This is a genomic window from Halomonas alkalicola (assembly GCF_030704205.1).
Lineage (GTDB): Bacteria > Pseudomonadota > Gammaproteobacteria > Pseudomonadales > Halomonadaceae > Halomonas > Halomonas alkalicola.
Window position 1 is genome coordinate 1,601,134 of the sequence record NZ_CP131913.1, and the last position, 12,401, is coordinate 1,613,534.

Consider the following 12,401-nt stretch of genomic DNA (forward strand, 5'->3'; position numbering starts at 1 on the left):
TCCCCGGGCTATAATCAGCCCCATTTTCATCGCCCTCTCCTGCCGTCCGACCCCCGGGTCGGCGGTGCTCATTTCTGGACCCGGAACGCCCATGGACAAGACCTACCAACCCGAGCAGATCGAATCCCGCTGGTACGAGCGCTGGGAGGCCGATGGCCGCTTCGCCCCCTCCGGTGAGGGCGAGCCCTACTCCATCATGACCCCGCCGCCCAACGTCACCGGCAGCCTGCACATGGGCCACGCCTTCCAGGACACCATCATGGACACCCTGATCCGCTGGCGGCGGATGCAGGGGCGCAACACCCTGTGGCAGGTGGGCACCGACCACGCCGGCATCGCGACGCAGATGCTGGTGGAGCGCAAGATCGCCGCCGAGGAGGGCAAGAGCCGCCACGACCTCGGCCGCGACGCCTTCATCGACAAGGTCTGGGAGTGGAAGCACGAGTCCGGCGGCCATATCACCCGCCAGCTTCGCCGCATGGGGGCCAGCGTCGACTGGTCCCGCGAGCGCTTCACCATGGACGACGGCTTCTACAAGGCGGTGCAGGAGGTCTTCGTGCGCCTCCACAAGGAGGGGCTGATCTACCGCGGCAAGCGCCTGGTCAACTGGGACCCGACCCTGCACACCGCCATCTCGGATCTCGAGGTGGAGAACCGCGACCAGCAGGGCCAGTTCTGGCACTTCCGCTATCCGCTCGCCGACGGCGTTACCACCGACGCGGGCCTCGACTACCTGGTGGTCGCCACCACCCGTCCGGAGACCCTGCTGGGCGACACCGGCGTGGCGGTCAACCCGGAGGATCCCCGCTACGCCTCCCTGGTCGGCAAGTTCGTGACGCTTCCGCTGGTCGGCCGTCGCATCCCCATCGTCGCCGATGAGCACGCCGACATGGAGAAGGGCTCCGGCTGCGTGAAGATCACCCCGGCCCACGACTTCAACGACTACGAGGTGGGCCGCCGCCAGGGGCTGCCGCTGATCAACGTCTTCACCCAGGACGCCGCCATCCTGCCCCAGGCCGAGGCCTTCGACATCCAGGGCCGGCCCCTGCCCGACATCGACCCGAGCCTGCCCGAGGCCTACGCCGGCCTGGACCGCTTCGAGGCGCGCAAGCGGATCGTCGCCGACATGGAGGCCGCGGGGCTCCTCGAGCAGATCGAGACGGTCAGCAACACCCTGCCCTACGGCGACCGCAGCGGCGATGTCATCGAGCCGCTGCTCACGGACCAGTGGTTCGTCGCCGTGGAGAGCCTCGCCAAGCCCGCCATCGAGGCCGTCGAGAAGGGCGACATCCAGTTCGTGCCGAAGAACTACGAGAACATGTACTTCGCCTGGATGCGCGACCTGCAGGACTGGTGCATCTCCCGCCAGCTGTGGTGGGGCCACCGCATTCCCGCCTGGTACGACGTGGACGGCAACGTCTATGTCGCCCGCAGCGAAGCCGAGGCCCGAGAGGAGAACGGCCTGGCCGCCGACGTCGTCCTGACCCAGGACGAGGACGTGCTGGACACCTGGTTCAGCTCGGGCCTGTGGACCTTCGGCACCCTGGGCTGGCCGGAACAGACCCCTGAGCTCAAGACCTTCCATCCCTCGAGCGTCCTGGTCACCGGCTTCGACATCATCTTCTTCTGGGTCGCCCGGATGATCATGCTGACCCTGAAGTTCACCGGCGAGGTGCCCTTCAAGCAGGTCTACGTGCACGGCCTGGTGCGCGACGGCCAGGGCCAGAAGATGTCCAAGTCCAAGGGCAACGTGCTCGACCCCATCGACCTGATCGACGGCATCGCGCTCGACACCCTGGTGGAGAAGCGCACCGGCAACATGATGCAGCCCCAGAAGGCCAAGGCGATCGAGAAGGCCACCCGCGGCGAGTTCCCGGAGGGCATCGAGCCCCACGGCACCGATGCCCTGCGCTTCACCTTCCTCTCCCAGGCCACGACCGGGCGCGATATCAAGTTCGACATGGGCCGCCTGGACGGCTACCGCAACTTCTGCAACAAGCTGTGGAACGCCTCGCGCTACGTGCTGATGAACGCCGAGGGCGAGGATTGCGGGGCTGCCGGTGGCGACGTCGAGCTGTCGCTGGCCGACCGCTGGATCCTCTCGCGGCTGCAGCAGACCGCAGCCCAGGTGACAAAGGCGATGGAGGAGTTCCGCTTCGACCACGCGTCGCAGGCGCTCTACGAGTTCGTCTGGAACGAGTACTGCGACTGGTACCTGGAGCTCTCCAAGCCGGTGCTGTGGGACGAGGACGCAAGCCCTGCGGCCAAGCGCGGCACTCGCCGCACCCTGGTGCGGGTGCTGGAGGCGATCCTGCGCCTGGCCCACCCGATGATGCCCTACATCTCCGAGGAGATCTGGCAGCGCGTGGCGCCGCTGGCCGGCACCCGCCAGGGCGAGGGCGACTCCATCATGGCCCAGCCCTGGCCCACCGCCGATGACGCGCTGCTCGACGACCAGGCGACCCGCGACATCGAGTGGCTGAAGGGCGTGATCGTGGCGGTGCGCAACATCCGCGCCGAGATGAACATCGCCCCGGGCAAGCCGCTGGAGGTGCTGCTCACCAAGGGCGGCACCGCCGACCGCGAGCGCCTCGAGGCCAACCGCCGCTTCCTGGCCAAGCTGGCCAAGCTCGAGAGCGTCACCTGGCTCGACGACCCGGCCGCGGCACCGCTCTCGGCCACCCAGCTGGTGGGCGAGATGGAGGTGCTGGTGCCCATGGCCGACCTGATCGACAAGGACGCGGAGCTCGCGCGCCTGGCCCGCGAGATCGAGAAGCAGGAGAAGCTGATCGGCGGCATCGAGAAGAAGCTCGGCAACGAGGGCTTCGTGGCCAAGGCCCCGGAAGCGGTGGTGGAGAAGGAGCGCGCCAAGCTGGCCGAGTTCCAGGCCGCCCATCGCCTGCTGGTGGAGCAGCGCGACAAGATCGCCGCGCTCTGATCCCACTCGCCTCTGGCACGCAGCGGCCCGCCATCGGCGGGCCGCTGTCGTTTCGGCCGACAAGATCGCCTGCCGGGATTGACCTGGCACAGGGCGGTGACAGAGATATTAAGAAACGCTGTTCTGTCAAAAACCCTTCGCCTAGAATGGGCCGGAACATACACCGACCCGCGACTTCATGATGCCACAGACTCCCCCCGCCCTCGCCATCGGGCGCCTTCTGCTGTTCAACCTGCTGGGCGCGCTGCTGATCTTCACCTGGCTCTCGCCGGACCTGCTGTTCTGGACCGAGATCGACGACGCCGTCTTCTTTACCACCAACGGCTGGCTTACCGAGGAGAACGACGCCTGGGTGTGGCTGGTAGCGGCCACCAACGCGCGACTCTTCGACGTGGTAAGCCTGCTGATCCTGCTGGTGATCTACCTGTGGGCCATCTCCCGAGACCCGCTGCGCGAGCAGCGCATGCTGCGCTGGGGCGGTATCGGCGTCACCATGCTGCTGGTGGCGGTGTTCATGGCCCAGGGCGTGCGCATGGTGATCGACTACAGCCACCCGAGCCCCACCCTGGTCTACCAGGAGGTCAACCTGATCACCGAGATGGTCGACTTCTCCACCAAGGACAGCTCCGGTGCGAGCTTTCCCGGCGACCACGGGGTCAACCTCTTCCTCTTCGCCGCCTTCATGTGGCGCTTCGCCGGGCTGAAGGTGATGCTGGTGAGCCTGGTGGCCGCGGTGATCCTGAGCGCCCCCCGCATCCTGAGCGGTGCCCACTGGTTCAGCGACGTCTACTTCGGCGCCATCGCCATCAACCTGATCATCGCGCCCTGGTTCCTGCTCACGCCGGTCGGACCGGCCATGGCCCGCGGCCTCACCGCGGGCATGGCCAGGGTCCAGGCGCTGCTGCCGGGGCGATAGAAAGCGGACGACTCATAGGCCAGATGACGAGGGGCGCCGGGGACAGGGCAAAGGGGAGGTCCTATGCCAGGGATGGCATCGGTAGCGTACAGGGAAGTATTCACAGCGCCTCCCCGTAGCCCTGTCGACGGAACAGCCCCGAGTTGCCACGCCGTCGAAGCTTTCGCCTAGTTGGCCTTGCGCCAGCCGCCGAGCACTCGCTGATCGGGGCCGAAGAAGACCAGCCGGTCATGGTCGATCAGGTAGCGGTAGGCGGTCTCCAGCATCCCCTTCACCCGGGCCGCGTCCTCGCCCTGGGGGCAGGCGCGCCGGGTGGTGGCCAGCTGCGAGAACTCGATGCGCTGATTCTCGCCGAGATTGGCCCGTCCCATCAGCTGGTTGCAGCCGTCGCTGCCGCTGACGCGGCCGTTCTCGTCGATGCGGAACCAGGCGGGCTCGGGCAGGGAGAGCCGCTCGTCGGTGCCCACCAGCAGCAGGTTCCAGCGCTGCTCCACTACCGGCCCCGAGAGGCTCACCTCACGCTCTGGCGGCGCCTCGGGGCGCCCGCCACAGGCCGCCAGCAGAGCGGCGGCGGCCATCACCAGGCCCAGGCGGACCACAACTGTCGTCTTCATGGGTCGTCGTTCTTCCTTGTCGAGTGGCCGGCCGCCTACCAGCTGCCGGTGTTTTCCATGGAGGCCCAGGGCTCCCGGACGGGGAGCGGGTCACCCTTCTGCAGCAGCTCCACCGAGATGCCGTCGGGGCTTCTCACGAAGGCCATATGGCCGTCCCGGGGCGGGCGGTTGATGGTCACGCCGTTGGCCTGGAGCTTCTCGCACAGGGCGTAGATATCGTCGACCCGATAGGCCAGGTGGCCGAAGTTGCGCCCGCCGGTGTACTCCTCCGGGTCCCAGTTGTAGGTGAGCTCGAGCTCCGGCGCCTTGAGCTCGGCGGAGCGCGCCTCGTCCTCGGGGGCGGCCAGGAAGACCAGGGTGAAGCGCCCCTTGTCGTTCTCCTTGCGCCGCACCTCCTTGAGGCCCAGCAGGTCGCAGTAGAAGCGCAGCGAGGCGTCGAGGTCGCTGACGCGCACCATGGTGTGCAGATACTGCATGTTCAACTCCTTAGTCGGGGAAACACGGGGCTATCGCCGATGGCGGTACCGCTCAAGGCTGATCCGGCGACAGGCCTGCGAGGGGGCGCCATGAACCCCTCCCTGGGGGCTACCTCGACCTTCCCTGGTCCACGGACCCCCTCTCCGACCTGTCCCCGGCGCCTTTCGCTGACGCGGCATCGATAACCCAAGATACCCTTGGGGAATCAGTGAGTGTACTCGCTGAAGATCTCAGGCGTGCGGTCGTCACGGTGCCAGCCCAGCACCCGGTAGTCGTCGTAGCGGCCGGTCTCCATACCCGGCGAGCCGTGGGGCATGCCCGGCACGGCGAGCCCCGCCACGGCGGGGCGCTCCTCCAGCAGGCGGTGGATGTCCGCCGCCGGGACGTGGCCCTCGATCACGTAGCCGTCGACCATGGCGGTATGGCAGGAGGCGAGCTCAGGCGTGAGGCCCTGCTCGATCTTGATGGCGCGCATCTCGCGGGTCTTGTGGCGCTCCACCGTGAAGCCCTCGGCCTCCAGATGGTCGGCCCAGGCGCCGCAGCAGCCGCAGTTGGGGTCCTGGTACATCTCGACCACGGTGCCGGCCTGGGGACTGGCGCCGGGCGTGACCAAAAGGTAGGCGGCCAGGGCGCCACCGGCCAGCAGCGAGAGCGCGGTCACCTTGCGGTTCATGGATAGGTGTTTCATGCTAGGGAACTCCTGAAGCGTGACGCGGGATGATGGCATCGTGACAAGCCACCGACGGCTTGCCAATACCTGCCGAAGGAAAGAGGGTGGAAATGTCGCACTACTGTGATCTGGCCCCGGGCCATCCGTTTCACGGCCCCTACCATGACCACGAGTATGGCTTCCCGGTGGCCGAGGACGAGGCCCTCTTCGAGCGCCTGACCCTGGAGATCAACCAGGCGGGGCTCTCCTGGCTCACGGTGCTGAAGAAGCGCACCGCCTTCCGTGAGGCCTTCGAGGGCTTCGCCATCGACCGGGTGGCCGCCTATGGCGAGGCCGAGCGGGCCCGGCTGCTGGCCGACGCCAGTATCATCCGCAACCGCCTGAAGGTCGAGGCCGTGATCCACAACGCCCGGATGCTTCAGGCCCTGCGCGAAGCGCACGGCAGCCTCGCCGCCTGGCTCGACCACCACCACCCGCTGCCCCATGCGGAGTGGGTCAGGCTCTTCAGGCGCATCTTCCGCTTCACCGGGCCGGAGATCACTGGCGAGTTCCTGATGAGCACCGGCTACCTCCCCGGCGCCCACCGCGACGACTGCCCGGTACAGGCGCGCATCCTCGCCGCCGGGCCGCGTTGGGCGGATGCGTAAGGGAACCCGTCCCCCACTCGTGGCATCATAGCCGGGTACCCTCAGCGAGGAACGCCTCCCGATGGATTCGATTACCCAGGCTGCCCTGGGCGCCGCCGTGGGCGGTGCCGTGCTCGGCCGCCGGCTGGGCCGCAAGGCGGTGCTGATCGGCGCGGTGCTCGGCACCCTGCCCGACCTGGACGTGATCATCGACTACGGCGATGCCGTGGCCAACGTCACCCGGCACCGCGGCTTCTCCCACTCGCTCTTCGTGCTGGCGGGGCTGGCCACGGCGCTGACGCTGCTATCCGCCCGCTTCGCCAGGACTCGGGATATCTCCCTGACGCGTTGGGGGGCCTTCTTCGGGCTCTGCTTGCTGACCCACCCGCTGCTCGACGCCCTCACCACCTACGGCACCCAGCTGTGGTGGCCGCTGGACGTGCCGCCCGTGGCCTGGCCGATCGTCTTTATCATCGACCCGCTCTACACCCTGCCGCTGCTGGTGGGCATCGGCGTGGCGCTGGCCACCGGCGACGGGCGGCGCGGCCCCGCCTGGGGGCTGGCGCTCTCGTCCGCTTACCTGGTGTTCGCCTTCGGCGCCAAACAGCTGGTGGAGCATCGCCTGGAGCCGGTACTGGCCGAACGGGGGCTTGCCGAGGCCCCGCGCCTGGTCCAGCCCACCCCCTTCAACACCCTGCTGTGGCGGGTCACGGTGGTGGATGGCGACGCGCATCACGAACTGCTGGTGGGCGTGCTGGACGGCGATACCCCGCCGCTGGTGGAGACCTACCGCCGTGGGGCCGACCTGGAGGCGGTGGCACTCGGCAGCCCGCGTGGCCAGCGGCTGGATTGGTTCGCCGGCCCCTTCCTGCGCTACGAAACCCGCGAGCTCGACGGTCGCGAGACCCTGGTGGTGACCGACCTGCGGCTGGGCTTCCCCGGCTTTCACCCCTTCGCCTTCACCCTGGCCACCCGCGAAAGCGACGGCTGGCAGCCGGTGGCGACCTCCGAACAGCTCGAGCCACCCTCCCGCGGCAATCGCGAGGCCCTCACCCGGCTGGCCGGCCGCATCCTGACACCCGAGACAGCCCTCTGCACCAGCGACTTCGTCGCCGCCGGCTGGGCGCTGGAGACCCCGGAAGCCTGCTGAGGCAGGCAGACGCCACAACGCAGCGGGGCGGCCATTGGCCGCCCCGCTGCGTTCGGGTGTGCGCGCTATCGAGCGCAGCGCCGGAAGAGCGCCGCCTTACAGACGCTCCACCAGGCCGTCGATGGCCTGACGGGCCTCCTTGAGCGCCGCATCACGCTTGCCCTCGCCCATGTTGAGCCCTTCGGCGAAGACGCTATCCACCTCCTTGATGCCGATCATGCCGAGCATCAGCTTGAGGTGCGGGGTCTGGGTATCCATCTCGGTGCCGGCGTACTGGCCACCGCGGGCCGCCAGGATCACCGCACGCTTGCCCTCCACCAGGCCCTGGGGACCGTTCTCGGTGTAGCGGAAGGTCACGCCGGCGCGCATCACGCGGTCGAACCAGGCCTTGAGCTGGCTCGGGATGCCGAAGTTGTACATCGGCACCGCCAGCACCACCACGTCATGGGCCTTGAGCTCCTCGATCAGCGAGTCGGAGCGGGCAGCCAGCGCGCGCTGCTCGGCGCTGCGCTCCTCCTCGGCGACCTGCCAGCTGCCGAGCTCGGCCAGGTTGAGGTGGGGCAGCTCGCTGGCCACCAGGTCGCGATGGGTCACATCGACGCCGTCGCGGCTCTTAGCCTGGGCGATGAAGTGCTCGGCCAGGGCCTTGGACTGGCCGTTCTCGCCGAGGATGGAAGCGGTAATCACGAGGGTACGAGTGGTCATGGCGACCTCCTAGAAGTCAGACATCAGGATGATGGTCACCATGATAGATGCATTTTTTGCCATAAAAAGCGCAAAAATCCGCACCCTCCGTTCGATAAAATCGATGAGACCAAGATCAAATCGCCGGGGCTTGGCGAAAAGGCGTCGAGGGCACACAGTTTTCGCCAGCCCCGGTCAGGGAGCGATGCCCTGGCCGCAGCCCCGATACTGCTGCCCGTCCACGGTCAGGGTGACCCGCGCCGGGAAGGGCTCGCCGCTCATGTCGTCCAGGCAGGCGCCGGCCTCGATGCGCAGCTCGAAGGGGGTATCGCCGCGGCCGCTCTGCAGGATCACCCGCCCCGCGCCGTTGTCCAGGGTGGTCACCCGATAGGGCAGCGTCTGCTCCCGGGTACCGTAATCCAGGCTCAGGGTCGCCTCGGGCCGGTCGTGGGCCAGGTGCACCATCCAGCCCGGCTCGTTGCCGCGCCCCTGGAACATCACCCCGGGCCGCTGCTGCCGGGTCAGGGCCTGGCGCTGCACGTAGGCCTGGCACTCGAGCCGCCCCCGGGGCGTCTCCACCACCGCCTCGGAGCCCTTGTCCCAGAAGCTGACGTCGCCCTGCTCGTAGCGGGCGCCGCTGGCCACCACGGCGGGCGCAAGCCGCCAGGCGCCGTGGGCCGACCACAGCCGCAGCTCGCTTTCCGCCCCCTCCGGGACGGCGGTGACCAGGGCCTGGTCGGGGGTGCAGCGCCAGGCGGTGATGCTCTCGGCGCCACCGGGGAAGAGCACCGAGGGCAGCAGCGGGGCGTGATGACCGGAGGTGATCGGCGCCGGCGCCGGGGCGGTGGCACAGCCCCCCAACAGCAGGGCCGCCCCGAGGGCGGCGGGAACGAGCAGGCGGGACATGGCATCTCCTTGCGAGGGTTACGATTCCTTGACCCGCCGAGCATAGCAGCCGCCGGGGCCGGCGGCCGCTCCCGCTGGCTCAACGCTGGAGGCGCCTAGCCGAAGCGCCGGCGCAGCTGGCGCGCCGCCTCCACCATGTTGGCCAGGGCCGGCTCCACCTCCTCCCAGCGGCGGGTCTTGAGGCCGCAGTCGGGGTTGACCCACAGACGCTCCAGCGGGATGCGCTCGGCGGCCTTCTCCATCAGCGCCACCATCCACGCCACGTCCGGCACATTGGGCGAGTGGATGTCGTAGACGCCGGGGCCGATCTCGTTGGGATAGGCGAAGTCCTGGAAGGCGTCGAGCAGCACCATGTTCGAGCGTGAGGTCTCGATGGTAATGACGTCGGCATCCAGAGCGGCAATCGACTCGATGATGTCGTTGAACTCCGAATAGCACATGTGGGTGTGGATCTGGGTCTCGTCGCGCACCCCGGCCGCAGTCAGCCGGAAGCCATCCACCGCCCAGGCCAGATAGCCCGGCCACTCGCTCCGGCGCAGCGGCAGCCCCTCGCGCAGCGCCGGCTCGTCGATCTGGATGGCGCGGATGCCGGCCGCCTCCAGGTCCCGGACCTCGTCGCGCAGGGCCAGGGCGATCTGGCGGCAGGTGGTCTCGCGGGGCTGGTCGTCGCGCACGAAGGCCCACTGCAGCATGGTGACGGGGCCGGTCAGCATCCCCTTCATGGGCCGGTCGGTGAGCGACTGGGCGTACCGGCTCCAGCGCACCGTCATCGGGCCCGGGCGGCTGACGTCACCCACGATCACCGGCGGCTTCACGCAGCGCGAACCGTAGCTCTGCACCCAGCCGAAGCGGGTGAAGGCGTAGCCGTCGAGCTGCTCGCCGAAGTACTCCACCATGTCGTTGCGCTCCGGCTCGCCGTGCACCGGCATGTCGAGGCCGAGCGCTTCCTGGCGCGCCACGGCATGGGCGATCTCCTCGCACATCTGCGCCTCGTAGGCCTCACGGGAGAGCTCACCAGCCTTGAAGGCGCGGCGCGCGGCGCGGATCTCGGCGGTCTGGGGGAAGGAGCCGATGGTGGTGGTGGGGAAGAGCGGCAGGTCCAGCGCCCGGCGCTGGGCCTGGGCACGCACGCCATAGGGGCTCTGGCGCTCGAGGTCCGCCGGCTCGACGCCCGCCAAGCGGTCGGCCACCTCGGGGCGGTGGATGCGCGGCGAGTCGCGCCTGGCCTGCAGGGCCAGGGTAGCGGCCTCCAAACGCTCGCGGTCGGCCTCGGTGGCGCGGCCATCGAGCAGGCGCGCCAGGGTCACCGTCTCGTCGAGCTTCTGGCGGGCAAAGGCCAGCCAGCTTCTGAGCTCGGGGTCGAGCTCGGTCTCGCGCGCAAGGTCCACCGGCACATGCAGCAGCGAGCAGGAGGGGGCGATCCACAGCCGCCTGCCGAGGCGGATGCGCGCCTGGGCCAGACGTTCGCGCAGCAGCGCCAGGTCGGCGCGCCAGACGTTGCGCCCATCGATGGCGCCCACCGAGAGCACCTTGTAGGCGGGCAGCCGGTCGAGCACCGCCGCCAGCTGCTCGGGGGCACGCACCGCATCGATATGCAGCCCCGCCACCGGCAGGCCGAGAGCGAGGCCGAGGTTATCGCCCAGGCCGCCGAAGTAGCTGGCCAGCAGCAGCTTCACCGGGGCCCGGCCCAGCACACTGTAGGCGGCCTCATAGGCCTGCTGCCACTCACGGGGCAGATCCTGCACCAGCGCCGGCTCCTCGAGCTGCACCCACTCCACGCCCAGGTCAGCAAGGCGCACCAGCAGCTCGCCATAGACCGGCAGCAGGGACTCGAGCAGGCTCAGGCGGTCGAGCCCCTCGTCGCGGGCCTTGCCCAGCCACAGCCAGGTCAGGGGGCCGAGCAGGGTCACCTTCACCGCATGGCCCAGCGCCTGGGCCTCGGCCACCTGCTCGAAGAGGCGGGAGCTGGCCAGCCGGAAGGACTGGCCGGCGTGGAGCTCGGGCACCAGGTAGTGATAGTTGGTATCGAAGTACTTGGTCATCTCGCAGGCGGCGGCGGGCTCGCCGCTGGGCGCCCGGCCGCGGGCCATGCGGAAGGCGGTGTCCAGCGACACCTCGCCGGCCGCCAGCTCGGCCTCGGCGCCGAAGCGTGCCGGCACCGCCCCCAGGGTCACGGAGAGGTCCAGGACCTGGTCGTAGAAGGCGAAGTCACCCACCGTGACCAGGTCGAGCCCCGCCTCGCGCTGCTCGGCCCAGTGCCGGGCGCGCAGCTCGCGCCCTGCCCGCTCCAGCCCCTCGCGATCGAGCTCGCCCTGCCAGTAGGCCTCCACCGCACGCTTGAGTTCGCGATCGGCGCCGATGCGCGGATAACCGATAACATGAGAGATACTCATTGAAAAACCCTCCATGGATGAATAATCCAGCAGAGTCTGGCTGGCCACGCAGGGTGAATCAAACTAAACTTCCTAATCTTGAAAATGAAAATGGCTCACTCGGCATGCTCGAACTGCGACACCTCCGCACCCTGGTCGCACTGCGCGACGCCGGCTCCCTCGTCGAGGCGGCCGAGCGGGTCCACCTGACCCAGTCTGCCCTCTCCCACCAGATCAAGGACCTCGAGGAGCGGCTCGACAATCCGCTGTTCGTGCGCAAGACCCGGCCGGTGGAGTTCACCCGCGCCGGCCAGCGGCTGCTGCCCCTGGCCGAACAGGTGCTGCCGCTGGTGCGCATGGCCGAGCGCGACCTGGCGCGGCTGGCCGGCAACGAACAGGGCCGGCTGCACATGGCCATCGAGTGCCACAGCTGTTTCCAGTGGCTGATGCCCACCGTCGACCACTTCCGCGACCACTGGCCCGAGGTGGAGATCGACATCCCCGGCGGCCACCACTTCGACCCGCTGCCGGCCCTGGCCCGCGAGCAGCTCGACCTCGTGATCACCGCCGACCCCCAGCCGCTGGCCGGCATCCACTACGAGCCGCTGTTCCGCTACGAGGGGCTCTTGGCGGTGGCCCGCCAGCATCGCCTGGCCGGCAAGGCGTTCGTCACCCCCCGGGAGCTGGCCGAGGAGACGCTGATCACCTATCCGGTGGAGCACGCGCGGCTGGATGTCTTCACCCAGTTCCTGGACCCGGCCGGGGTGCGCCCGAAGGAGCTGCGCACCGCCGAGCTGACCATCATGATGATGCAGCTGGTGCCCAGCGGCCGCGGGGTCTGCGCGCTGCCCAACTGGGCCCTGACCGAGTACCTGGAGCGCGACTACGTGAAGGCCGTGGCGCTGGGGGAGAAGGGCGTGTGGAGCACCCTGTTCGCGGCGATCCGCGAGGAGACCCGCCAGGCGCCCTGGATGGAGGACTTCCTGCGCACCGCCCGGGAGACCTCCTTCGCGGTGCTGGAGGGGATCAAGCCCGCCTAGCGGGCGCC

The 12,401-nt window shown here is 69.0% G+C and carries 11 protein-coding genes; 5 read left to right on the forward strand and 6 right to left on the reverse strand.

The features are described from left to right. Positions 1-91 precede the first annotated feature (91 nt). Together B6N23_RS07615 and B6N23_RS07620 are read left to right on the forward strand one after the other, a co-directional pair. Positions 92-2,938 carry a valine--tRNA ligase gene (locus tag B6N23_RS07615; protein WP_305503394.1) on the forward strand — a complete coding sequence of 949 codons (2,847 nt, stop codon included), beginning with the start codon at positions 92-94 and terminating at the stop codon, positions 2,936-2,938. Between the two features lie 181 nt (positions 2,939-3,119). Next, positions 3,120-3,854 carry a phosphatase PAP2 family protein gene (locus B6N23_RS07620; protein WP_305503397.1) on the forward strand — a complete coding sequence of 245 codons (735 nt, stop codon included), beginning with the start codon at positions 3,120-3,122 and terminating at the stop codon, positions 3,852-3,854. A gap of 167 nt (positions 3,855-4,021) precedes the next feature. Here the strand turns inward: B6N23_RS07620 and B6N23_RS07625 are convergent, their stop codons facing one another. The 3 genes from B6N23_RS07625 to B6N23_RS07635 all read right to left on the reverse strand — a co-directional run bounded on the left by B6N23_RS07625 (position 4,022) and on the right by B6N23_RS07635 (position 5,633). Continuing rightward, positions 4,022-4,468: an META domain-containing protein gene (locus tag B6N23_RS07625; protein ID WP_305503400.1), complete on the reverse strand. Its 447-nt coding sequence runs from the start codon at positions 4,466-4,468 to the stop codon at positions 4,022-4,024. Positions 4,469-4,503: 35 nt separating this feature from the next. Continuing rightward, complete coding sequence (gene gloA / locus B6N23_RS07630) at positions 4,504-4,944, reverse strand: lactoylglutathione lyase (protein WP_305503402.1); 441 nt, start codon at positions 4,942-4,944, stop codon at positions 4,504-4,506. A gap of 206 nt (positions 4,945-5,150) precedes the next feature. Next, positions 5,151-5,633: a DUF411 domain-containing protein gene (locus B6N23_RS07635; protein ID WP_305503405.1), complete on the reverse strand. Its 483-nt coding sequence runs from the start codon at positions 5,631-5,633 to the stop codon at positions 5,151-5,153. Positions 5,634-5,725: 92 nt separating this feature from the next. Here B6N23_RS07635 and B6N23_RS07640 point away from each other — a divergent pair, with 92 nt between their 5' ends. Together B6N23_RS07640 and B6N23_RS07645 are read left to right on the forward strand one after the other, a co-directional pair. Beyond that, complete coding sequence (locus B6N23_RS07640) at positions 5,726-6,262, forward strand: DNA-3-methyladenine glycosylase I (protein ID WP_305503407.1); 537 nt, start codon at positions 5,726-5,728, stop codon at positions 6,260-6,262. Between the two features lie 61 nt (positions 6,263-6,323). Beyond that, a complete protein-coding gene (locus B6N23_RS07645; protein WP_305503410.1) occupies positions 6,324-7,391 on the forward strand; it encodes a metal-dependent hydrolase in 1,068 nt (355 codons plus the stop codon). A 96-nt stretch (positions 7,392-7,487) separates the two neighbouring features. Here B6N23_RS07645 and B6N23_RS07650 read toward each other — a convergent pair whose 3' ends face one another. From B6N23_RS07650 to metE, 3 genes are all read right to left on the reverse strand, one after another. Further along, entirely contained in the window at positions 7,488-8,096 is a 609-nt protein-coding gene (locus B6N23_RS07650; RefSeq protein ID WP_305503412.1) for an FMN-dependent NADH-azoreductase, read from the reverse strand. 174 nt (positions 8,097-8,270) lie between these two features. Then, a complete protein-coding gene (locus tag B6N23_RS07655; RefSeq protein ID WP_305503415.1) occupies positions 8,271-8,981 on the reverse strand; it encodes a COG3650 family protein in 711 nt (236 codons plus the stop codon). 95 nt (positions 8,982-9,076) lie between these two features. Next, a complete protein-coding gene (gene metE, locus B6N23_RS07660) occupies positions 9,077-11,374 on the reverse strand; it encodes a 5-methyltetrahydropteroyltriglutamate--homocysteine S-methyltransferase (protein ID WP_169957398.1) in 2,298 nt (765 codons plus the stop codon). A 104-nt stretch (positions 11,375-11,478) separates the two neighbouring features. Here metE and B6N23_RS07665 point away from each other — a divergent pair, with 104 nt between their 5' ends. Continuing rightward, entirely contained in the window at positions 11,479-12,393 is a 915-nt protein-coding gene (locus B6N23_RS07665; RefSeq protein WP_305503421.1) for a LysR family transcriptional regulator, read from the forward strand. The last annotated feature ends 8 nt before the right edge of the window (positions 12,394-12,401 follow it).